Below are 21,370 nucleotides of genomic sequence, written 5' to 3'. Positions count from 1 at the left end.
CTGCGAGGCAGGGGCGGGCGGGGAGATTCCGAAGGAAGGGTCAGGCGTCCGGCGCCGTTTCGACGGGCGTCGGCACCCCGCCGTCCTCGGCCTCGGCCGAAGCCGGGACCTCGGCCGGAGCAGCGGCGGCCGCGGCCGCCGCCGCGATCCGCTCGTCCGCCGCGGCACGGATCCCGCGCCAAGCGGACTCCGCGGCCTGCTGTTCCGCTTCCTTCTTGCTGCGGCCGGTGCCGGTGCCGTACGAGACACCACCGACGCGAGCGGCAGCTGTGAAGGTCTTCTCGTGGTCCGGACCGGTCTCGGTGACCAGGTATTCCGGTACACCAAGACCTTCGGCCGCCGTGAGCTCCTGGAGACTGGTCTTCCAGTCCAGGCCGGCCCCGAGGTTCGAGGACTTCTCGATGAGCGGGTCGAAGAGCCGGTGGACCAGCTCCGAGGCCGCGTCGAGGCCCTGATCGAGGTAGACCGCGCCGATCACCGCTTCAAGGGTGTCGGCGAGGATGGAGGCCTTGTCCCGGCCACCCGTGCCCTCTTCGCCCCGGCCGAGCCGGATGAAGGAGCCGAGTTCGAGGCCGCGCCCGACCTCCGCCAGTGCGCGCGAGTTGACCACCGCGGCCCGAAGCTTGGCCAGCTGGCCTTCGGGGAGATCGGGGTGGGTCGTGTACAGCGTGTCCGTGACCACCAGGCCCAGCACGGAGTCCCCGAGGAACTCCAGCCGTTCGTTGGTGGGCAGACCGCCGTTCTCGTACGCGTACGAGCGGTGGGTCAGTGCACGCACCAGAAGGGCGGACTCGAGTCGATACCCGAGCCGCCCTTCCAGAAGCGTGTGGGACGAGGCCGCGTTGTTACTGTCTGCCTGCTTCTCAGCGTTGGACAGCTCAGACATTGCGCCTCTCACCAGCCGCTCAGACCTCGAGGACCTGGCGCTTGTTGTAGGTGCCGCAGCTCGGGCACGCAATGTGCTGGAGCTTCGGCTCCTGGCAACGCTCACACGAAACCAGGGTGGGGACCGCAGCCTTCCACTGCGACCGGCGGTGGCGCGTGTTGCTGCGCGACATCTTCCGCTTCGGAACAGCCACGGCTACTTCTCCTGCTTCTCGGCGGCGCCCTGAACTCCGTCAGAGGCAGTGCCGCTCATGTTGTCCTTCTCGTCGTCCTGATCGGTCACGACGAGTCCCTGCAGTGCCGCCCAACGGATGTCGACGGCGTCATGGTGGTGGTCCGGGTCGTCGTTCAGGCTGAGCCCGCAGTCGGGGCACAGTCCGAGACAGTCCTCCCGGCACACCGGCTGCATGGGCAGTGCGAGCACCACCACGTCACGCAGCACGGGTTCGAGGTCGAACAAACCGTCCTCGAGGAAGAGCGTGTCCTCGTCGTCCTCGGCGTCGTCGGCCGGTTCCGCCTTGGAGCGGCTCCGGTCGTCGGCGTCAGGGTACGAGAACATCTCCTGGAAGTCCGCCCTGAGCTCACGCTCGACGGACTCCAGACACCTTACGCACTCCCCCACGGCCGATGCACGGGCGGTGCCTGTGACAAGCACCCCTTCCATGACCGATTCGAGGCGGAGACTGAGCTTCACCGGGGCGCCCTCCGGCACCCCGATGACGCCGGCGAGACCGAAGTCCGCCGGTGCCGCGATCTCACGGGACAGCCGCTGCATGGCACCAGGACGCCGGCCCAGCTCGTGCGTGTCGAACACGAGGGGGTTGTGGTGGTCGAGGCGGGTGTTCAGGGCTGTTCCTGCTTTCACAGATCGCTGAAGATCAAAAATTCCGCCGCTCAAGGGCAGCATGGATCGCGGTGCATACGCGCGACCGAACAGCCAGGATACCCGGAGCGGCGCCCAGCGCCCAATCCGGCCTAGCGCCCCTGCTCGTACTGGCGCAGCTGGTCCAGATTGATCATGCTCGTGTCGAAGAAGCTGGTCTCGTCGAGCGAGGGCTGCTGGCCCTGAGCCTGCTGCTGCTGTGGCTGTTGCGGCTGCTGCTGGTACGCGGCATAGGGGTCGGGCTGCTGCTGGTAGGCCCCGTAGGGGTCCGGCTGCTGCTGGTAACCGCCGTACGGGTCCTGGTAGGCGTAGGCATCCTGCTGCTGGGCGGCGGGCTGCTGATAGCCGTACGTGTCGTACACCGGCTCCGGCTGCGCCGGGATCGGCGCCTGCGCGTGCGCGAGCTCCGGTTCCGCCAGGCCGGCCAGGAAGTCCGCGTCGCTCGCCGACCGGGAGGACTGCCCGCCTGCGGCGTCCTGCGCGGCCATGTGGACGCCCAGGTCGTCCGACGGGACCCTGCCCAGCAGCTTCTGCCGGCCGCGGCCGACAGCCTCCAGGGTCTTGGAGAGGACCGCCTCGAAGGTCGCCAGCTTGGTGTCCACGTACGCGTCCGCCTGCTGCCGCTGCGTCTCCGGGTCGTGGCTGCGCTCGGGCGCCTCCGCGTCCGGGTAGCCGTGCTCGTCCAGGCCCGGGCCGCGGCCCAGGAGCTTCTCCCGGCCCCGGTCCACCGAACCGATGGTCTTGGTGAGCACCACCTCGAAGTTCGCGAGCTTGCTGTCGACGTAGTCGTCGGCCTCGGCCCGGATGTCCTCGGCCTCCCGGCGGGCCTCCTCCAGGATCCGGTCCGCCTCGGCCTGGGAGCGCCGCGCGATCTCGGTGTCGGAGATCAGCGAACCGCGCTGGTTGTGGGCGGCGTCGATGATCCGCTCCGCCTCCCGGCGGGCCTCCTCGACCATCTGCTCGCGCCCGCCGATGAGCTCCTGAGCCTGCGCGAGCGAGCCGGGGAGTGCCTGGCGCACCTCTTCGAGCTGGGCGAGCAGCTCGGCGCGGTTGATCACGCAGGAGGCCGACATGGGCATGGACCGGGCGCCGCCGACGGCCGCGACGATCTCGTCGAGCTTCTTCTGCACGTCCATGGGGGCTCGCACTCTCTCGGCCTCAGGCGGGTCCTGAGACGGACGGGACGACTGTAAGGCCACCGGGCGGGCCGCCGACACCGACTGACGACCCGTCAAGGCGTCAGCGGTTGCGCAGCCGCTCCAGGAGCGCCGTGTGCACGTGCGCCGGCAGCAGGTGGGCGACGTCGCCGCCCCAGGCCGCGACCTCCTTGACCAGCGAGGAGGACAGAAAGCTGTAGGTGGGGATGGTCGGGACGAACAGCGTCTCGACGCCCGACAGGCCCATGTTCATCTGGGCCATCTGGAGCTCGTAGTCGAAGTCGCTGACCGCGCGCAGGCCCTTGACGATGGCCGGGATGTCCCGCTGCTTGCAGAAGTCGACGAGCAGGCCGTGGAAGGACTCGACCTGGATGTTCCCGTAGTCGGCGGTGGCCTCGCGGATCAGCTCGATCCGCTCCTCGACGGTGAACAGGCTCTGCTTCGACTTGTTGATCATCACCGCGACGTGCACGACGTCGTACAGCCTGGAGGCGCGTCCGATGACATCGAGGTGTCCGTTGTGGATGGGATCGAAGGACCCCGGACAGACGGCGCGGCGCAACTGAACTCCCTCGTTCATGAGTCTTCGCTGGTGGAGGTGGCGCGGCCGTACCAGAGGGTGCCCTCGCCGTACTTGCGCGACCGGAGCGGCTCGAAGCCCTCGGGCCACGGGAAGGCGCCGCTCCTGGTGCTGCGCTCCACGGTGACGAGCGCATCGTCCGTGAGCCAGCCATTGGAGCGGAGTGTGAGGAGGATCTCCCGGAGATCGCCGCTGTCCACGGCGTACGGCGGATCCAGGAAGACGATGTCGTACGGGTCCGCGCCCGCCCGGGCCGCCACGACCTGCTCGGCCTTGCCGGCACGGAACTCCGCGCCGGGCAGGCCCAGTGTCCTGATGTTGTCCCGGATCGCCTTGGCGGCCTTGGCGTCGGCCTCGACGAGCAGGGCGTGGGACGCCCCGCGGGAGAGGGCCTCCAGGCCGACGGCGCCGGATCCCCCGTACAGGTCGAGCACGCGGGCCCCTTCGACGCCGTGCAGCGACTCCCAGGTGGAGAAGAGGCCTTCGCGCATCCGGTCCGAGGTCGGCCGGGTGCCGGTGCCCGGGGGCACGGCCAGCCGTCGCCCGCCGGCGCTGCCGGCGATCACGCGGGTCATCTGGGGTCCTTCGGTACGGCGGTAGGGGGCGTCGCGGAACACCGCGGCACCCCCCACGATAGGTCGTGCCGCTCAGCCCTTCTCCAGGTACTGCTCGCGCTCGGTGTCGAGCAGGGCTTCCAGCGCGGTCCGCAGGCCCGGCAGCCTCTCGAGCGCGGGGTCGTCGGCGACGACGCGGGCGGCCTCCTCCCGGGCCTGGGCGATGACCTCCTCGTCCTCGATGACGGCGAGCATCCGCAGGGAGGACCGCACTCCGGACTGGGCCTGGCCCAGCACGTCGCCCTCGCGGCGCTGCTCCAGGTCGATGCGCGAGAGCTCGAAGCCGTCGAGGGTGGCGGCGACGGCGGCCAGCCGGGCCCGGGCGGGGCTCGCCTCGTGCATCTCGCTGACCAGCAGGCACAGGCCGGGCGCGGAGCCGCGGCCGACGCGGCCGCGCAGCTGGTGGAGCTGGGAGACGCCGAACCGGTCCGCGTCCATGATCACCATGACCGTGGAGTTGGGGACGTTCACGCCGACCTCGATGACGGTGGTGGCGACCAGCACCTTGACCTCGCCCGCGGTGAAGCGCCGCATGACGTCGTCCTTGTCGGCCGGGTCCATCCGGCCGTGCAGCACCTCGACGCTCAGCCCGGCCAGCGGACCGCGGGTGAGCTGCTCGGCGATCTCCAGCACGGCCAGCGGAGGCCGCCTGTCCCCGTCCTCCTCGGCCGCCTTCTTCTTCTTGTTCTTCGGCTCTTCCTCGCCGTCCCCGATGCGCGGGCACACCACGTACGCCTGGTGGCCGTTCTCCACCTCCTCGCGGACCCGTTCCCAGGCCCGGGCGAGGAAGTGCGGCTTGTCCTGGGCGGGCACCACGTGCGTGGCGATCGGTGAACGCCCGGCGGGCAGCTGGTCGAGGACGGAGGTCTCCAGGTCGCCGAAGACGGTCATGGCGACAGTGCGGGGAATCGGGGTCGCGGTCATCACGAGCAGGTGCGGGGGCTGCTTCCCCTTGGACCGGAGCGCGTCGCGCTGCTCCACGCCGAAGCGGTGCTGCTCGTCCACGACGACCAGCCCGAGGTCGTGGAACTGCACCTTGTCCTCGATCAGCGCGTGCGTGCCGATCACGATCCCGGCCTCACCGGTCACCAGGTCGAGCAGGGCCTGCCGGCGGGCCGGCACGCCCATCGACCCGGTGAGAAGCACCACCTTGGTGCCCTGGTCTGCGCCGCCGAGCATTCCCCCCTCGGCCAGTTCGCCCATCATCTCGACGACGGAGCGGTGGTGCTGCTGGGCGAGCACCTCGGTGGGCGCGAGCATCGCCGCCTGTCCGCCGGAGTCCACGACGGCGAGCATCGCCCGCAGCGCCACCAGTGTCTTTCCGCTGCCGACTTCGCCCTGGAGGAGGCGGTGCATGGGGTGGCTGGTGGCCAGGTCGTCGAAGATCTCCTTCGACACGCTCCGCTGGCCGTCGGTGAGGGTGAAGGGGAGCTTGGCGTCGAAGGAGTCGAGCAGGCCGCCGGGGACGGGGCGGCGGGGGACGGCCGGGAGCTGGGCGTCGGCGTGGCGGCGGCGGGCCAGGGCGACCTGGAGGACGAAGGCCTCGTCCCACTTCAGACGTTGGCGGGCGTCCTCGATGTCGGCCTTGGTGACCGGTCGGTGGATCTTCAGCAGGGCCTCGGTGAGCGGGACCAGCCCACGGCCCTCGCGCAGGGGGCCGGGCAGCGGGTCCACCACCTCCTGGGCCCTGGGCAGCACCGCGTCCACGCACTTGGCGATCTTCCAGGACTCCAGCTTGGCGCAGGCCGGGTAGATCGGGATGAGCTGGTTCGCGAAGGCGGTGGCCGCGTCCCGGTCGGAGGCGTCGGCGCCGAGCGGTTCGTAGGCGGGGTGGGCGAGCTGAAGCTTGTTGTTGAACTTCGAGACCTTGCCCGCGAACATCGCGCGGCTGCCGGGCAGCAGGTCCTTGTGCGGCTTGTGGACGCCGGCGCCGAAGAAGACCAGCTGGAGCCGGCCGCTGCCGTCGGTGATGGTGACTTCGAGGCGCTTTCCGCCGCCGCGGCTGCCCTGGTAGGTCAGCAGCCGGGCGTCTGCGACCTGCGCGACGACGGTCACGTGCTCGTCGATCTGGTCGGCGAGTCCGGCCAGCGAGGTCAGCTCGCCGCGCTCGGCGTACCGCCGCGGGTAGTGGTGGAGCAGGTCCAGGGCCGTGTGCAGGCCGAGCTGCTCGGCCAGCACCTTGGCGGTGGCGGGACCGAGCGTCTTCTTGAGGTCTTCGTCGAGCGCGGGCACGTGTTCCATTGCACACCATGGCGCTGACAAGCCCGCTATTCCACCCCGATGAGGAGCGGCGCCGCATACCGGCCGCCCCGGTAGGTGACGGTGTCCACCGCCAGGTGGCCGTGCTGTACGTACGCCTCCAGGTGCTCGGCGACGGCGTCCGGCACGTCGTCTCCCAAGACCAGGGTGACCAGTTCGCCGCCGGAGCTCAGCATCCGTTCCAGGACGGCCTCGGCGGTCTCGGTCAGGCCCGAGCCGATCACGGCGACGTCGCCGTCGATGAGGCCGAGCACGTCGCCGGCCTGGCAGATGCCGGCCGAGGTGAAGGACTGGCGCTCGGCGAAGGCCAGTTCCCCGTACCGGGTGGCGCCGGCCGCCGCGGTCATGGCGACCACGTCCTCGTCGAAGCTGCCGTCGGGGTCGTGCACGGCGAGGGCGGCCAGGCCCTGGACCGCGGAGCGGGTGGGGATCACCGCCACCCGTACGCCGTCGGCGCGGGCCTGTTCGGCTGCCGCGGCCGCGGCAGCGCGCAACTCGCCGCCGCCCGGCAGGAGCACGACCTCGCGGGCGTGCGCGCGGCGGACTGCGTCGAGCAGTTCGGCGACGGCCGGAACCTCGCCGGGGCGCACGAGCACGGTGGTCGCTCCCGCCTCCCCGCACAGCCCGGCCAGCCCTTCGCCGGGGACCAGGGCGACGACGGCCCGCTGGGCGCGTTCGCCCCGCGCCCGGCGGCGCTCGTCCCCGAAGTGCGTGATCCGTATCCGGTAGGGCCGCCCGGCGACGACCCCCGCCTCCACGGCCGCGCCGGGGTCGTCGACGTGGACGTGGACGTTCCACAGTCCGTCGCCGCCGACCACGACCAGGGAGTCGCCGAGCCCGTCGAGCCGTTCGCGCAGGTCCCCGACCGCCGCCTCGGAGGCCTCCAGCAGATAGATCACCTCGTACGCGGGTCCCTCCTCCTGCTGCGCGCAGGGGTCCTGCGGCTGCGGCACGGGCACCGCCCGGCCGCGTACGGGGTCGACCACCGGCTCCTCGCCGGACAGCGCCTGCCACAGGGCCCCGAGTACGGCGACCAGCCCGCAGCCCCCGGCGTCGACCACCCCGGCCCGGCCCAGCGCGGCGAGCTGCCCGGGGGTCTCGGCCAAGGCGGCGCGGGCCCCGTCGTAGGCGGCGCGGGCCACCTCGGCCGCGGTCCCGGCCGCGGCTCCGGCTGTCTCGGCCGCCCGCGCCGCGGCCCGGGCGACGGTGAGCATGGTGCCCTCCACCGGGTGCGCGACGGCCGCGTAGGCCTCCTCCGCGGCGCGGGTCAGCGCCCGGGCCAGCAGCCGTCCGGGCCCGTGCTCGGCCGGCCCCTGCTCGGCGGACCCGCCGGGCGCCGCCCCGGACCCCGCAACGGCCGGCCCGTGTTCGGCGAGCCCGTGCTGCCCGGCTCCCGGCTTCCCGGTCCCCAGCTTTCCCGCCTCGCCGCCGAGTACGTCGGCCACTCCGCGCAGCAGCTGCGCCAGGATCGTCCCGGAGTTGCCCCGGGCGCCGACGAGCGCCCCGCGCGCCCAGGCCCGTACGGCCTGGGACAGGGAGGTCTGCGCTGTGCCCTCCATCACCTTCGCGAAGGCCTCGGCCAGCGCGCGGTCGGCCGATTCGGCCGTGAGGTAGAGGTTCGTGCCGGTGTCCGCGTCGGCGACCGGGTAGACGTTGATCGCGTCGATGTCCTCGCGGGCCCGGCCCAGCGCGGCCAGCGCCAGCGAGCTCCAGGTGCGCACCGCTTCGGCGTCGAGCTCGTCAAGGGGCTGCGGCTGCTGCTCGTGCGGCACCGGGCGTTCCTCCTTGTGCGGGCCAGGGTTCACCGCAGGGTAACGAAGGACCGCCCGGACGTCCGGACCACGGGGCGGGGGCAGCGGCGGCCATGGTAGTTTTCTTGGACGGACGCAGTCGTTGTATGCTGCTCCGGTTGCCCGGCGAGAGTCGGGCCATTCCCCGGCAAACCACTTCAGACCTCTGAATCCGGTGCGCCGGTTTCACTGTAATTGCATCTGAAGTCTTGGAGTGACCTGTGGCTGCCAACTGCGACGTTTGCGCCAAGGGGCCGAGCTTCGGCAACAACATCTCCCACTCGCACCGCCGCACCTCGCGTCGCTGGAACCCGAACATCCAGCGCGTCCGTGCCGTGGTCAATGGGACGCCGAAGCGCCTCAACGCCTGCACCTCGTGCATCAAGGCCGGCAAGGTCTCGCGCTGACGCCTCCCGTCGTAGCGCAGCCCTTTCCGGTTGCCAAAAAGGCCGGTTCACCTCTGGTGAACCGGCCTTTTGCCTTGTCCGGGGTGCCCGACCGGGTTCAGCGCCAACGCCAGGCGTGATCCACCGGGCCGATGCCCCCGCCGAGCGCGAAGCCGGCGGCGATGGCGCCCGTGACGTACTCCTTGGCGGCGGTGACGGCCTCCGGGACGGCCAGGCCCTTGGCCAGACCGGCCGCGACCGCGCTGGCCAGAGTGCAGCCCGTGCCGTGGGTGTGCCGGTTGTCGTGCCGGGGGGCGCGCAGCCACCGCTCCTCGGTTCCGTCGGTGAGCAGGTCCACCGCCTCGTCGCCGTGCGCCGCGAGATGCCCGCCCTTGATCAGCGCCCACTGGGGCCCGAAGCCGAGGATCGCGTCGGCGGCCCGCCGCATGTCGTCCTCGGTCTCCACCAGGACCCCCGTGAGCTGCGCCACCTCGTCCAGGTTGGGGGTCGCCACGGTGGCCCTCGGCAGCAGCTCCTTGCGTACGGCGTCCAGCGCGGAGGAGGCCAGCAGCGCGTCCCCGTGCTTGGAGACGCCGACGGGGTCGACGACGGCCGGGGCCGAGGTGGCGGCCAGCAGCCCGGCCACCGTCTCGACCAGGACGGCGGAGGAGAGCATCCCGGTCTTCACGGCCTGGACGCCGATGTCGTCCACGACGGCCCGGTACTGGGCCGTGACGGCCTCCGCGGGCAGCTCCCAGGCTCCCCGTACCCCGAGGGAGTTCTGCGCGGTCACGGCGGTCACCACGCTCATGCCGTGCACGCCGAGCGCCAGCATGGTCTTGAGGTCGGCCTGGATGCCCGCGCCGCCGCCGGAGTCGGATCCGGCGACGGTCAGGCACAGCGGCGGGGCGGCGTGCACGCCACTCACGGCGAGCCCTCCTGGGCGGCCGGGTCGGTCCCGAAGTGGTCCCAGCCTCCGGTGCTGGTCCAGGGCGCGCCGTCCACGGTCACCTGGGGCAGCGCGGAGCGGTTCAGCACCTCGCCGATCACCTTCCAGCGGGCGGGGAGTTTCACGTCGGGAGGGAAGGTGGCCACGATCGCGTGGTCCTCTCCCCCGGTGAGCACCCACTGCAGCGGGTCCACGCCGACGGCCTGCCCGATGTCGTGCATCTGCGTCGGGATGTCGACGGCCGCCGAGCGCAGGTCGATCCGCACCTTGCTGGCCTCGGCGATGTGCCCGAGGTCGGCGATCAGTCCGTCGCTGACGTCGGTCATGGCGGTGGCGCCGAGTCCGGCGGCCGCGGGGCCGGCGTGGTACGGCGGTTCGGGGCGCCGGTGCGCCTCCACGAAGGCCCGCGGGGAGCGGAAGCCGCGCGAGAGCACGGCGAAGCCGGCCGCCGACCAGCCCAGCCAGCCTGTGACGGCGACGACGTCGCCGGGCTGGGCGCCGGAGCGCAGTACGGGCTCGTGGTTGCGCAGGTCGCCGAGGGCGGTGATGGCGACGGTGATCACGTCCCCGCGGACCACGTCCCCGCCGACCACGGCCGCGCCAGCGACCTGGCACTCGTCGCGGATGCCGTCCATCAGCTCCGTGGGCCAGGTGACCGGCAGTTCGGCGGGGACGACGAGGCCGAGCAGCAGCGCCGTGGGCACCGCGCCCATGGCGGCGATGTCGGCGAGGTTCTGCGCGGCGGCCTTGCGGCCGACGTCGTAGGCCGTGGACCAGTCCCGCCGGAAGTGCCGGCCCTCCAGCAGGATGTCGGTGCTCGCCACGACCCTCCGGTCGGGGGCCGACACCACCGCGGCGTCGTCGCCCGGTCCGAGCCGGACCGCCGGGGTGGTGGTGAGCCGTGAGGTGAGCTCCCTGATCAGCCCGAACTCCCCCAGCTCGCCCACAGTGCCCTTCATCGCTGTGCCCCTTCTTGCCCAGTCCGCTTGCGGTCGCGAGCCGTCACAGCTCTGGGTACCGTCAACAGATACGTCAACTTCTGCTCTCCGTACGCCCCGCTGTGCGTGGCGCCGGGCCCGTAGGTCTCCCCGCGGCGCACGGCGACGCGGTACCGTGGCGTCCCTTCTTCCCCCGGCCCCCCTGTGCATCGTGTGGGGTCCACCCGAAGATTAGGGGAAATGATCCTCGTGGCCGCCCTGGAGGTTCCGTGGTACAGGCGTACATCCTTATCCAGACCGAAGTGGGCAAGGCGTCGTCCGTCGCCGAGTCCATCGGCCAGATCCCGGGGGTGATCCAGGCCGAGGACGTGACGGGCCCGTACGACGTGATCGTGCGCGCCCAGGCCGACACCGTCGACGAGCTCGGTCGCATGGTCGTGGCCAAGGTCCAGCAGGTGGAGGGGATCACCCGCACCTTGACCTGCCCCGTGGTCCATCTGTAGCCCCCGTCTACTCTTGGCCGGTGATGTCCCTCCACCGCCGGCCCCTCCGTGTCCGCACCATGACTGCAGTGCCCGCCGTCCTGGCCGTACTGGCCCTCTCGGCGTGCTCCCCGGGCGGTTCCGAGGCCCGGGTGGCCCCTCCGCCCACGCCGCCCGCCGACGTCGCGGGGTTCTGTGCAGCTCTGCACGAGGAACTCCCGGAGACGGTGGCCGGCCTGGCGCGGACCACGACCGAACCGGAGTCCGCTCTGACCGCCGCATGGGGCGGCTCGGCGATCGTACTGCGGTGCGGTATCCCCAAGCCCCCCGAGATGGCGGATCCGAAGCAGGAGGGCGTCCACGTGAACGACGTGGCCTGGCTGCTGGAGAAGCTGCCCGACGGCGGTTTCCGGTTCACCACCGGGCTGCGGAAGGCGTACACGGAGGTCCAGATCGACAAGGAGCATGCCACGGACGCGGGGATGCTCGTCGGCCTGTCCGCGGCGATAGCCGCCACCGTGCCCGAGGGCGTCTCCTCGTACTGAGCACCGAGCACACCGCCGCCCGCCGGCCCTGCCCCTCGGGGCGGGCGGCGGGCGGTCGGCTGTACGGGCCCGGAGGCTAGCGCAGCCCCGTGGAGCGGCGCAGGGCCGCCTGGATCAGGCGGTCCACCAGCTCCGGGTACTCGATGCCCGACTTCTGCCACATCAGCGGGTACATGGAGATCGGCGTGAAGCCCGGCATCGTGTTGATCTCGTTGATGACGAAGGTGCCGTCCTCGGTGAGGAAGAAGTCGGCGCGCACCAGGCCTTCGCAGGACGCGGCCTCGAAGGCCTCGATCGCGAGGCGCTGCACCTCGGCGGTCTGCTCCGGGGTGAGCGGCGCCGGCACGATCCCGGAGGCGGAGTCGATGTACTTCGCCTCGAAGTCGTAGAAGTCGTGGCTGGAGACCGGCGGGATCTCGGCGGGCGCGCTCGCACGCGGACCGTCCTCGAACTCCAGGACCCCGCACTCGATCTCCCGGCCGCGCAGCAGCGCCTCCACGATGATCTTCGGGTCGTGGCGCCGGGCCTCCTTGACGGCGGCGTCCAGGCCGGAGGCGTCGTCGACCTTGGTGATGCCGATGGAGGAGCCGGCCCGGGCGGGCTTGATGAACAGCGGCCAGCCGTGCTCGGCGGCGAAGTCGAGGATCCTGCCGCGGGCGGCGTCCTGGTCGGCTTCCCACTCGCGGGGGCGGATGGTCACGTACGGGCCGACACGCAGCCCGAAGGACGTGAACACCCGCTTCATGTAGTCCTTGTCCTGGCCGACGGCCGAGGCGAGGACGCCCGAACCGACGTACGGGATGCCGGAGAGTTCCAGGAGGCCCTGGAGGGTGCCGTCCTCGCCATACGGGCCGTGCAGCACGGGGAAGACGACGTCCACCTCGCCCAGGGCCTTCGGGACGGCGCCCGGCTCGGTGTAGACCACCTGGCGGCTCGCCGGGTCGACCGAGAGCACGACGGCGCCGTCCTCGGACTCGGCGAGCTCCTCGACGCTCGGCAGCCTTCGGTCGGCGATGGCCATCCGCTCGGGCTCGTCGGCGGTCAGCGCCCATCGGCCGTCCGTGGTGATGCCGATGGGCAGCACCTCGTACTTGGACCGGTCGATGGAGCGCAGCACGGCGCCCGCCGTGACGACCGAGATGGCGTGTTCCGAGCTGCGGCCGCCGAACACGACGGCCACGCGGGGCTTGCGGCCCTGCTGCTCAGGGGTCTGGGGGAGGTTCTCGCTGCTCATATCGCCACGAGAGTACCCGCTCATGCGTCCGGAATGGAGTCAGCGACGTTCCGGTTTGGCGCTGCGGCCCATCAGTTCCTTCAGCGCGACCAGGGTCGGCTTGCCGTGGTGGACGATGTCCACCACGGTGTCGGTGATCGGCATGTCCACTCCGTGCCGGCGGGCCAGATCGGCCACCGACTGGCAGGACTTGACCCCCTCGGCGGTCTGCTTGGTGACCGCGATGGTCTCCTCGAGGGTCATACCGCGGCCGAGGTTGGTGCCGAAGGTGTGGTTCCGGGAGAGCGGCGAGGAGCAGGTGGCGACCAGGTCGCCGAGGCCCGCGAGGCCGGAGAAGGTGAGCGGGTCGGCGCCCATCGCCACGCCCAGCCGGGTGGCTTCGGCGAGTCCGCGGGTGATGAGCGAGCCCTTGGTGTTGTCGCCCAGGCCCATGCCGTCCGCGATGCCGACGGCGAGGCCGATGACGTTCTTGACGGCGCCGCCGAGTTCGCAGCCGGTCACGTCGGTGCTCGTGTACGGGCGGAAGTACGCGGTGTGGCAGGCGGCCTGGAGGCGCTGGGCCACGCCCTCGTCCACGCAGGCGACGACGGAGGCGGCGGGCTGGCGGGCGGCGATCTCGGCGGCCAGGTTGGGGCCGGTGACCACGGCGATGCGCTCGGAGGGGACCTTGGCCACCTCCTCGATGACCTCGCTCATCCGCTTGGCGGTGCCGAGTTCGATGCCCTTCATGAGGGAGACGAGCACCGTGTCGGGGGCCAGCAGCGGGGCCCAGGCGGCGAGGTTGTCGCGCAGGGTCTGGGAGGGGACGGCGAGGACGGTGAAGTCCGCGCCGGCGGCGGCCTCGGCCGGGTCGGTGGTCGCCCGGATGTTCGCGGGGAGTTCCACGTCGGGGAAGTAGTCCGGGTTGGTCCGGCCGGTGTTGATGGCGTCGACGACCTCCCGGCGGCGGCCCCAGAGGGTCACCTCGCAGCCGGCGTCGGCGAGCACGATGGCGAAGGCCGTGCCCCAGGAGCCTGTTCCGAAGACGGTCGCCTTTACGGGACGTGTCACTTCTTGCCCTCCCCTGCGGCCTTGCGCCGCTGTTCCGCCCTGGCGTTGCGATGGTCGTACGGCTGCTCGGGCGCGGTCTCTCCCCGCACCTCCTCCAGCAGCTCGGTGACGGCCGCCATGATGACCTCGGTGGCCTCCTTGAGCACGTCCGGGGTGGGTTCCCGGTCGTAGAAGGCGGAGAGGTCCACCGGCGGTCCGGCGAGCACCTGGAGTGTCTTGCGCGGGAAGAGCCGGACCTTGTTCTCCTTGGCGTACGGCGGCATCGCGAGGTTCGCACCCCACTGGGCCACCGGAATGACGGGCGCCTTGGTGATCAGGGCGACGCGGGCGGCGCCGGTCTTGCCGGCCATCGGCCACATGTCGGGGTCCCGGGTGAGGGTGCCCTCCGGGTAAAAGGCCACGCATTCGCCACGCTCGATGGCGTCCACCGCGGCCCGGAATGCGTCCAGGGCGTTGGTGCTCTCCCGGTAGACGGGGATCTGCCCCGATCCGCGCAGGATCGACCCGACAATAGGGACCTTGAAGAGGGCGGCCTTCGCGAGCAATCGGGGGACGCGGCCGGTGTTGTACTGGAAGTGCGCGTAGGAGAGCGGGTCCAGATACGAGTTGTGATTGACGGCGGTGATAAATCCGCCCTCGGCCGGAATGTGCTCCATTCCCCGCCAGTCCCGCTTGAAGAGCACTACCAGCGGCGGTTTTGCGATGACCGCCGCCAGGCGGTACCAGAAGCCGATTCTGCGGCGGGACACTCGGACACCTTCCTCTAGGACCGGTGCGCGGCTTGGGCACCTCGTCGGCCGGACAAGTGTCGCCCCAGGCCCGGTCTCTGTCGAGAACACCGTACGCCCCGCTCAGGCCACCGGACTCCCGGGCCGCCCGGGCGGAGGTGACAATGGGCCGACACATGACGCGGCCATGACCTGACCGTGGTCGAGGAATGTGCCGGAGCACACCGGAGGGAAGGGGTCGGCCACGAACGCCGTCTGGAGTCTGGTGGTCCCGCTGAAGCCTTTGGCGGTGGCCAAGAGCCGCCTCGCGGCGGCCGTGGGCGCCTCCCGTCCGGGCCTCGCCCTGGCCTTCGCCCAGGACACGGTCGCGGGGGCCCTGGCCTGCGCGGCGGTGGCGGATGTGGTGGTCGTCACGGACGATCACGCGGCCGCGGCGGAACTGGCACGGCTGGGGGCGCGGATCGTCCCGGACGCGCCGGCGGCCGGACTCAACGCGGCGCTGGCCCACGGGGCGCGGGCGGTGCGGTCGGGCCGGCCCGGCGCCGCGGTGGCCGCGATGAACGCCGACCTGCCGGCGCTGCGGCCCCCCGAATTGCTACGCGTGCTCGAAAACGCCTCGGCATTTCCCCGGGCATTTCTGGCGGATGCGGCCGGAATCGGGACGACCTTACTTTCCGCCGCGCCGGACGTGGAATTGTCCCCCTCCTTCGGCGGGCCGTCGCGCGCCAGGCATTCGGCCTCCGGGGCGGTCGAAATCGCCCTCGCGGACGTCGAGAGCGTACGCCGGGACGTGGACACCGGGGCGGACCTGCGGACGGCGCTCACCCTCGGGGTGGGGCGTCACACGGCCCGATACAGTGCCGGTATGCAGGCGACCGCGTACACGTACGACTCCCAGACCCGCAGCGGCAGTGTGCTGCTGGACGACGGCACCCCGGTGGCCTTCGAGGCCCCGGCCTTCGACGCGGGCGGCCTGCGGCTGCTGCGGCCCGGGCAGCGGGTCCGGATCGAGACGGACGGCGAGGGCGCCGGCCTGCGCATCACCCTCATCACGCTGCAGACCTTCTGACCTGCGCAAACCTACGACAACCGGTGCGCTCCGGATCGGCCGTGGCGGCCTGGACGCACCGCGGGCCGGCCTCCCCGCATGGGGGAAGCCGGCCCGGCGTGTGTGACTCGTGCCCTGCTTCTACTTCTTGCGGGCGGTGGTCTTCTTCGCGGTGGCCTTGCGCGTCGCCGTCTTCTTGGCGGGCGCCTTCGTCGCTGCGGTGACCTTCTTGGCCGCCGGCGCGGTCTTCTTCGCGGTGGCGGTGGTCTTCTTCGCCGCAGGCGTGGTCTTCTTCGCTGCGGGGGTGGCCTTCTTGGCGGTGGCTGTGGCCTTCTTCGCCGTCGGCGTGCTCTTCACCGCCGCCTTCTTGGCGGTCCCGGTGGTCTTCTTCGCCGTGGTCTTTGCGGCCGTGGACTTTGCCGCGGCCTTCTTGGCGGTGGTGGCCTTCTTCGCCGCGGCCTTCTTGACCGTCGCGGAGGCACCACCCGTGAGGCTCCCCTTGGGGGCCTTCTTCACCGACACCTCGCCGCCCTTGGGCAGCTTTTTGGTACCGCTGACCAGGTCCTTGAAGCCCTGGCCGGCGCGGAATCGGGGGACCGAGGTCTTCTTGACCCGGACGCGCTCTCCCGTCTGCGGGTTGCGGGCGTAACGGGCCGGACGGTCGACCTTCTCGAACGAGCCGAAGCCCGTGACCGAGACCCGGTCGCCCGCGACGGTAGCGCGGACGATCGCGTCCAGTACCGCGTCGACAGCATCCGCGGCCTGCTGGCGGCCGCCCAGCTTGTCGGCAATCGCTTCTACGAGCTGCGCCTTGTTCACGTCTTCCCCTTCGGAGACTTCGCCAGAACGAATGTGTTCAAGCTTATTTCGCACGTTAGGCGGATATATACCGCAAATCAAACACGAAACGGGCTAATCACCCTAGTGCCGCAACGCTGTAGGCCGTTACGGAGTTCCTTCGCATCAGTCGCCTTCAGGGAATCGACCCTCGTCGAGGTCCTTCATCAACCTGTCCAGGCGCCTTGCCGCATCGGCGAGATCATGCTTCGCCGCGGCCGTGACGACCAACAGCTTCCGGGACAGCGCCATCCTTACGCCCTCCGGGACTTGCAGTGAGCGCACCCGTGTGTGTGCTTCTTTCAACCGGTCCGCGACGAGTTCGTAGAGCTCGAGTTGACTGTCGCGTTCCATGCACAGATTGTGCCATCTGGGGCGAGTTGTCGCCTCACGGGGCCTCAACAAACGGCTGTGCCCCCCGCCGTAGGGCGAGGGGCACAGTGTTGTCGATGTGATCACCCGAAGGTGAATAAGCGCTGATCAGGCAGGAATCAGGACTGAATGGTGCGCGGCTTGAAGGCCGGGCGGCCGCTTTCGTACGTGGCGATGTCCGCTTCGTTCTGAAGGGTGAGCGAGATGTCGTCCAGGCCCTCCAGCAGACGCCAGCGGGCGTTGTCGTCGAGTTCGAACTCCGCGACGACGCCTTCCGCTCGCACCTGGCGGTCGACCAGGTCGACCGTGATCTCGGCCGTGGGGTCGGCCTCGGTCAGCTTCCACAGCTGCTCGACGGTCTCCTGCGGGAGTACGACGGTCAGCAGGCCGTTCTTCAGCGAGTTCCCGCGGAAGATGTCGGCGAAGCGGGAGGAGATGACCGTCTTGAAGCCGAAGTTCTGCAGGGCCCAGACGGCGTGCTCGCGCGAGGAACCGGTGCCGAAGTCGGGGCCGGCGACCAGTACGGTCGCGCCGGCGCGCTCCGGGCGGTTCGTGACGAACTCCGGGTCCTTGCGCCAGGCCTCGAAGAGCCCGTCCTCGAATCCGTCACGGGTGATCTTCTTCAGCCAGTGGGCCGGGATGATCTGGTCGGTGTCGACGTTGCTGCGGCGCAGCGGGACGGCCCGGCCGGTGTGGGTGGTGAAGGCTTCCATGGTTCAGACTCCGGCGGTCGCGTGGGCGTCGGACAGGTCGGCGGGCGAGGCCAGATGGCCCAGCACCGCGGTGGCGGCGGCCACCTGCGGGGAGACCAGGTGGGTCCGTCCGCCCTTGCCCTGCCGGCCCTCGAAGTTGCGGTTGGAGGTGGACGCGGAGCGTTCACCGGGCGCCAGTTGGTCGGGGTTCATGCCCAGACACATCGAACAGCCCGCGTGCCGCCACTCGGCGCCGGCCTCCTTGAAGACCTTGTCCAGGCCCTCTTCGACGGCCTGCAGGGCGACCCGGACCGAGCCCGGGACGACCAGCATCCGTACGCCGTCGGCGACTTTGCGCCCCTCGATGATCCCGGCGACGGCACGCAGGTCCTCGATGCGGCCGTTGGTGCAGGAACCTACGAAGACGGTGTCGACCTTGATGTCGCGCAGCGGCTGCCCGGCGGTCAACCCCATGTACTCCAGGGCCTTTTCGGCGGCGTGGCGCTCCGAAGCGTCCTCGTACGAAGCAGGGTCGGGGACGTTGGCCGACAGGGGCGCACCCTGGCCCGGGTTCGTACCCCAGGTGACGAACGGGGCCAGCGTCGTGCCGTCGATGACGACCTCGGCGTCGAAGACCGCGTCGTCGTCGGTGCGCAGGGTCTTCCAGTACGCGACCGCCGCGTCCCAGTCCTCGCCCACGGGGGCGTGGTCGCGGCCCTGCAGGTAGTCGAAGGTGGTCTGGTCGGGGGCGATCATGCCCGCCCGGGCGCCGGCCTCGATCGACATGTTGCAGATGGTCATGCGGGCTTCCATCGAGAGCTTCTCGACGGCCTCGCCGCGGTACTCCAGGATGTAGCCCTGGCCGCCGCCGGTACCGATCTTGGCGATGATCGCCAGGATCAGGTCCTTCGCGGTGACACCCTCGGCCAGTGCGCCGGTGACGGTGATCGCCATCGTCTTCGGGCGGGCCAGCGGCAGCGTCTGGGTGGCCAGCACGTGCTCGACCTGGCTGGTGCCGATGCCGAAGGCCAGCGCGCCGAAGGCGCCGTGCGTGGAGGTGTGCGAGTCGCCGCAGACCACGGTGGTGCCGGGCTGGGTCAGACCCAGCTGCGGTCCCACGACGTGGACGACGCCCTGCTCGACGTCGCCCAGGGAGTGCAGGCGGACGCCGAACTCGGCGCAGTTCTTGCGCAGCGTCTCCAGCTGGGCCCGGGAGACCGGGTCCGCGATCGGCTTGTCGATGTCGAGGGTGGGGGTGTTGTGGTCCTCGGTCGCGATGGTGAGGTCGAGGCGTCGGACCTTGCGGCCGGCCTGACGCAGTCCTTCGAAGGCCTGCGGGCTGGTCACCTCGTGCAGCAGGTGCAGATCGATGAAGAGGAGGTCGGGCTCGCCTTCGGCGCGCCGGACGACATGGTCGTCCCAGACCTTCTCCGCGAGTGTCCTACCCATCGCTTTCCCTCCGGCCGGCCGGTTGTGCCGGCGCTTCATAGAGATCTTGTGCGCCGTGCCGTCCGTACCCCACGTCCCGGACGACGGCTCGGACCCAGTGGTTCGTGGACCCGCACATACAGAGTCTCTGGTTCTTGGAAAAATTGAACTTGCGTTTCACAGTGTGAGACGCGAATATCGTTTCATGGACAACTCTAGCGGCGTCGGCGTTCTCGACAAGGCAGCTCTGGTACTGAGCGCACTGGAGTCCGGTCCGGCCACCCTCGCCGGGCTGGTCGCGGCGACAGGGCTCGCACGACCCACGGCACATCGCCTTGCCGTGGCACTGGAACACCACCGGATGGTGGCGAGGGACATGCAGGGCCGGTTCATCCTCGGGCCGCGGCTGGCGGAGCTCGCCGCCGCGGCCGGCGAGGACCGCCTGCTGGCCACGGCCGGACCTGTACTCACCCACCTCCGTGACGTGACGGGCGAGAGCGCGCAGCTCTACCGCCGTCAGGGAGACATGCGCATCTGCGTGGCGGCCGCCGAGCGGCTGTCCGGCCTGCGGGACACCGTCCCCGTGGGCTCGACGCTCCCGATGAAGGCCGGCTCGGCGGCTCAGATCCTGATGGCGTGGGAGGAGCCCGAGCGGCTCCACCGCGGCCTGCAGGGTGCGCGCTTCACGGCGACGGCGCTCTCGGGCGTACGGCGTCGCGGCTGGGCGCAGTCGATCGGCGAGCGGGAGCCCGGCGTGGCCTCCGTATCGGCGCCGGTGCGCGGGCCGTCGAACCGCGTGGTGGCCTCCGTGTCGGTCTCCGGGCCGATCGAGCGGCTGACCCGCCACCCGGGCCGGATGCACGCCCAGGCCGTCATCGACGCGGCCGCCCGCCTCACGGAGGCCCTGCGCCGCTCCGGCTGATCACCCTCCCGGCCCGAACAGGGCCTCCCCCGCCCATCCCCCGGGTCCGGGGGCGCGTACGACGCCGCACACGTCCGAACACGCGCCTCCGGGCCCGTACTTACCTCCGTGATCCTGCGCGGGGACAACGCGAAGAGGCCCTCCGCGATGGACGCGGAGGGCCTCTTCGATGCGTACCCCCGACCGGATTCGAACCGGCGCTACCGCCTTGAGAGGGCGGCGTGCTAGGCCGCTACACAACGGGGGCTAGCTGGTGCTGCTGTTACTGCGCTGGGCTACCAGGACTCGAACCTAGAATAAGGGAACCAGAAACCCTCGTGTTGCCAATTACACTATAGCCCAAAGTGGTCTAGACCAGACCAACAGTACCCCCGACCGGATTCGAACCGGCGCTACCGCCTTGAGAGGGCGGCGTGCTAGGCCGCTACACAACGGGGGCCCTAGCGATCCTGCATCAAGACGTCCGGGTGCGACCCTGGAGATCTCGCGGGAAGGATCTGTACCCCCGACCGGATTCGAACCGGCGCTACCGCCTTGAGAGGGCGGCGTGCTAGGCCGCTACACAACGGGGGCAAAGCACTGCGTTACTGCTGCACTGCGCTGGGGTACCAGGACTCGAACCTAGAATAAGGGAACCAGAAACCCTCGTGTTGCCAATTACACTATACCCCACCAAAAGTCAACCCCTTGAGGGGTCTTTCCTTCGGGTGTCGCCTCCGTCCGGCCTTTCGGCCCGCTCCGGCGGCGCAGAAAGAACATTACCGGATGCCTGACCGTGCTCCAAAACGGGTATCCCGTGCCAGCAGCTCCGGAAGCCGATCAAGCCCCTCGATGCGGTGCGCGCCGTCGGGCCCCGGCCCGCGGCCGCCGTCGCGGTCGAGCCAGACGGCCAGCAGTCCGGCGTCACGGGCCCCGCGCGCGTCGATCTCGGGCTGGTCCCCCACGTACGCCACGTCTCCCGGCGGCAGTCCGAGCGCCTCGCACGCGGCCAGGAAGGCCCGCGCCTCGGGCTTGCTGACCCCGAGTTCGACGGCGCAGAGCAGTACCTCGAAGCGCTCGCGCAGGCCGAGGTGGCGCAGCTTGGGGTCCTGGTTGGCGGTGGAGGAGTTGGAGAGCACCCCGTGCCGGTAGCCGGCCGCGAGGGCGTCGAGGGCGGGCACGACGTCGGGGAAGACGGTCCAGGCCGCCTTGTAGTGCTCGACGTACTGGTCGAACCAGGCGTCGGCCTCGGCCGCGGTCATTCCGGGCTCGTCGAGGAACTCCCGCACCCGGTCCTGCCGCTGCCCCTGGAAGGTGCCCTCACCGGCGGCGAAGCGCGCCCAGTGCCGTTCGGTGATCTCCCGCCACAGCGCGAGCGCCTGCGCGCGGGTCCCGTACCGCTCCGCGATCCGCCCTGCCTCCAGCTGCCGCGCGAGGCCGACGGCGTCGGCCCCCGTGTAGTCGAAGAGGGTGTCGTCGATGTCCCACAGCACGGCGCGGATCGGCATACGGCCGAGCCTATGCCCGCGCGGGCGAGCGCGGAGGGCCTTTGCGGGGCTTGCCGTGCTCCGGTCCACAACGCCGCAGGGGGCGGCAGCCCGGCCGGCTGCCG

The 21,370-nt window shown here is 70.9% G+C and carries 22 protein-coding genes, 5 tRNA genes and 1 pseudogene; 5 read left to right on the top strand and 23 right to left on the bottom strand.

The window, feature by feature from the left end; all coding sequences use genetic code 11:
• Nucleotides 1–40: 40 nt before the first annotated feature.
• The 8 genes from rnc to ACWGIF_RS33990 form a co-directional block, all read right to left on the bottom strand.
• Entirely contained in the window at nt 41–886 is an 846-nt protein-coding gene (gene rnc / locus ACWGIF_RS34025) for a ribonuclease III (protein ID WP_453503296.1), read from the bottom strand.
• 19 nt (nt 887–905) lie between these two features.
• Entirely contained in the window at nt 906–1,079 is a 174-nt protein-coding gene (gene rpmF, locus ACWGIF_RS34020) for a 50S ribosomal protein L32 (protein ID WP_003965982.1), read from the bottom strand.
• 2 nt (nt 1,080–1,081) lie between these two features.
• The gene (locus ACWGIF_RS34015; protein WP_453503294.1) at nt 1,082–1,792 is read right to left on the bottom strand and encodes a YceD family protein; all 711 of its coding nucleotides are present in this window, start codon (nt 1,790–1,792) and stop codon (nt 1,082–1,084) included.
• Between the two features lie 68 nt (nt 1,793–1,860).
• Complete coding sequence (locus ACWGIF_RS34010) at nt 1,861–2,904, bottom strand: DivIVA domain-containing protein (protein WP_453503292.1); 1,044 nt, start codon at nt 2,902–2,904, stop codon at nt 1,861–1,863.
• A 103-nt stretch (nt 2,905–3,007) separates the two neighbouring features.
• Complete coding sequence (coaD, locus tag ACWGIF_RS34005; protein WP_453503298.1) at nt 3,008–3,487, bottom strand: pantetheine-phosphate adenylyltransferase; 480 nt, start codon at nt 3,485–3,487, stop codon at nt 3,008–3,010.
• Between the two features lie 14 nt (nt 3,488–3,501).
• Complete coding sequence (gene rsmD, locus ACWGIF_RS34000; protein WP_453503290.1) at nt 3,502–4,080, bottom strand: 16S rRNA (guanine(966)-N(2))-methyltransferase RsmD; 579 nt, start codon at nt 4,078–4,080, stop codon at nt 3,502–3,504.
• A gap of 72 nt (nt 4,081–4,152) precedes the next feature.
• On the bottom strand, nt 4,153–6,360 hold the full coding sequence (recG, locus tag ACWGIF_RS33995) for an ATP-dependent DNA helicase RecG (protein ID WP_453503288.1): 2,208 nt from the start codon (nt 6,358–6,360) through the stop codon (nt 4,153–4,155).
• A gap of 26 nt (nt 6,361–6,386) precedes the next feature.
• A complete protein-coding gene (locus tag ACWGIF_RS33990) occupies nt 6,387–8,150 on the bottom strand; it encodes a DAK2 domain-containing protein (protein WP_453503286.1) in 1,764 nt (587 codons plus the stop codon).
• Between the two features lie 239 nt (nt 8,151–8,389).
• On the opposite strand from ACWGIF_RS33990, the gene rpmB reads away from it, so the two are divergent.
• Nucleotides 8,390–8,575, top strand: a complete 186-nt coding sequence (gene rpmB / locus ACWGIF_RS33985) for a 50S ribosomal protein L28 (protein WP_007266795.1) — start codon at nt 8,390–8,392, stop codon at nt 8,573–8,575.
• Nucleotides 8,576–8,672: 97 nt separating this feature from the next.
• On the opposite strand, the gene thiD is transcribed toward rpmB, so the two are convergent.
• Both thiD and ACWGIF_RS33975 read right to left on the bottom strand, forming a co-directional pair.
• Nucleotides 8,673–9,482, bottom strand: a complete 810-nt coding sequence (gene thiD, locus ACWGIF_RS33980; RefSeq protein WP_453503284.1) for a bifunctional hydroxymethylpyrimidine kinase/phosphomethylpyrimidine kinase — start codon at nt 9,480–9,482, stop codon at nt 8,673–8,675.
• Nucleotides 9,479–10,462, bottom strand: a complete 984-nt coding sequence (locus ACWGIF_RS33975; RefSeq protein ID WP_453503282.1) for a thiamine-phosphate kinase — start codon at nt 10,460–10,462, stop codon at nt 9,479–9,481. Before ACWGIF_RS33975 ends, thiD begins: the two co-directional genes overlap by 4 nt.
• A 248-nt stretch (nt 10,463–10,710) precedes the next feature.
• Here ACWGIF_RS33975 and ACWGIF_RS33970 point away from each other — a divergent pair, with 248 nt between their 5' ends.
• Complete coding sequence (locus ACWGIF_RS33970; RefSeq protein ID WP_008739890.1) at nt 10,711–10,944, top strand: Lrp/AsnC family transcriptional regulator; 234 nt, start codon at nt 10,711–10,713, stop codon at nt 10,942–10,944.
• Between the two features lie 59 nt (nt 10,945–11,003).
• Complete coding sequence (locus ACWGIF_RS33965) at nt 11,004–11,468, top strand: DUF3515 domain-containing protein (RefSeq protein WP_453503280.1); 465 nt, start codon at nt 11,004–11,006, stop codon at nt 11,466–11,468.
• Nucleotides 11,469–11,544: 76 nt separating this feature from the next.
• Here ACWGIF_RS33965 and ACWGIF_RS33960 read toward each other — a convergent pair whose 3' ends face one another.
• From ACWGIF_RS33960 to ACWGIF_RS33950, 3 genes are read right to left on the bottom strand one after another with little or no spacing between them, the layout of a single operon-like run.
• Nucleotides 11,545–12,702 carry a D-alanine--D-alanine ligase family protein gene (locus ACWGIF_RS33960; RefSeq protein WP_453503278.1) on the bottom strand — a complete coding sequence of 386 codons (1,158 nt, stop codon included), beginning with the start codon at nt 12,700–12,702 and terminating at the stop codon, nt 11,545–11,547.
• A 39-nt stretch (nt 12,703–12,741) separates the two neighbouring features.
• The gene (locus ACWGIF_RS33955) at nt 12,742–13,752 is read right to left on the bottom strand and encodes an NAD(P)H-dependent glycerol-3-phosphate dehydrogenase (RefSeq protein WP_453503276.1); all 1,011 of its coding nucleotides are present in this window, start codon (nt 13,750–13,752) and stop codon (nt 12,742–12,744) included.
• Entirely contained in the window at nt 13,749–14,501 is a 753-nt protein-coding gene (locus tag ACWGIF_RS33950) for a lysophospholipid acyltransferase family protein (protein ID WP_453503274.1), read from the bottom strand. The genes ACWGIF_RS33955 and ACWGIF_RS33950 overlap by 4 nt, the downstream gene beginning before the upstream one ends.
• Before the next feature lie 190 nt (nt 14,502–14,691).
• Here ACWGIF_RS33950 and cofC point away from each other — a divergent pair.
• A pseudogene (gene cofC / locus ACWGIF_RS33945) lies at nt 14,692–15,348 on the top strand (2-phospho-L-lactate guanylyltransferase); the annotation flags it as partial.
• A gap of 321 nt (nt 15,349–15,669) precedes the next feature.
• On the opposite strand, the gene ACWGIF_RS33940 reads toward cofC, so the two are convergent.
• From ACWGIF_RS33940 to leuC, 4 genes are all read right to left on the bottom strand, one after another.
• The gene (locus ACWGIF_RS33940) at nt 15,670–16,347 is read right to left on the bottom strand and encodes an HU family DNA-binding protein (RefSeq protein ID WP_453503272.1); all 678 of its coding nucleotides are present in this window, start codon (nt 16,345–16,347) and stop codon (nt 15,670–15,672) included.
• 144 nt (nt 16,348–16,491) lie between these two features.
• Nucleotides 16,492–16,719 (bottom strand): SCO5555 family protein, encoded by a 228-nt coding sequence (locus ACWGIF_RS33935; protein ID WP_030009267.1) that lies wholly within the window; start codon nt 16,717–16,719, stop codon nt 16,492–16,494.
• A gap of 137 nt (nt 16,720–16,856) precedes the next feature.
• Nucleotides 16,857–17,450, bottom strand: a complete 594-nt coding sequence (gene leuD / locus ACWGIF_RS33930; protein ID WP_453503270.1) for a 3-isopropylmalate dehydratase small subunit — start codon at nt 17,448–17,450, stop codon at nt 16,857–16,859.
• Nucleotides 17,451–17,453: 3 nt separating this feature from the next.
• Nucleotides 17,454–18,878 (bottom strand): 3-isopropylmalate dehydratase large subunit, encoded by a 1,425-nt coding sequence (gene leuC / locus ACWGIF_RS33925; RefSeq protein ID WP_453503268.1) that lies wholly within the window; start codon nt 18,876–18,878, stop codon nt 17,454–17,456.
• A gap of 184 nt (nt 18,879–19,062) precedes the next feature.
• Between leuC and ndgR the strand changes: the two genes are divergently transcribed.
• Nucleotides 19,063–19,779 carry an IclR family transcriptional regulator NdgR gene (gene ndgR / locus ACWGIF_RS33920; protein WP_007266782.1) on the top strand — a complete coding sequence of 239 codons (717 nt, stop codon included), beginning with the start codon at nt 19,063–19,065 and terminating at the stop codon, nt 19,777–19,779.
• 174 nt (nt 19,780–19,953) lie between these two features.
• On the opposite strand, the gene ACWGIF_RS33915 is transcribed toward ndgR, so the two are convergent.
• From ACWGIF_RS33915 to ACWGIF_RS33890, 6 genes are all read right to left on the bottom strand, one after another.
• Nucleotides 19,954–20,026, bottom strand: a tRNA-Glu gene (locus ACWGIF_RS33915).
• A 23-nt stretch (nt 20,027–20,049) separates the two neighbouring features.
• Nucleotides 20,050–20,121: transfer RNA gene (locus ACWGIF_RS33910), tRNA-Gln, on the bottom strand.
• A gap of 24 nt (nt 20,122–20,145) precedes the next feature.
• A tRNA-Glu gene (locus ACWGIF_RS33905) sits at nt 20,146–20,218 on the bottom strand.
• A 61-nt stretch (nt 20,219–20,279) separates the two neighbouring features.
• Nucleotides 20,280–20,352 (bottom strand) — tRNA-Glu (locus ACWGIF_RS33900).
• Nucleotides 20,353–20,379: 27 nt separating this feature from the next.
• Nucleotides 20,380–20,451 (bottom strand) — tRNA-Gln (locus tag ACWGIF_RS33895).
• A gap of 86 nt (nt 20,452–20,537) precedes the next feature.
• Complete coding sequence (locus ACWGIF_RS33890) at nt 20,538–21,266, bottom strand: HAD family hydrolase (RefSeq protein WP_453503266.1); 729 nt, start codon at nt 21,264–21,266, stop codon at nt 20,538–20,540.
• Between the last annotated feature and the right edge of the window lie 104 nt (nt 21,267–21,370).

It is taken from the genome of Streptomyces sp. NPDC054849 (assembly GCF_053610945.1).
The sequence above is the reverse complement of the archived record's forward strand: the minus strand, read 5'-3'. Positions and strand labels throughout refer to the sequence as shown.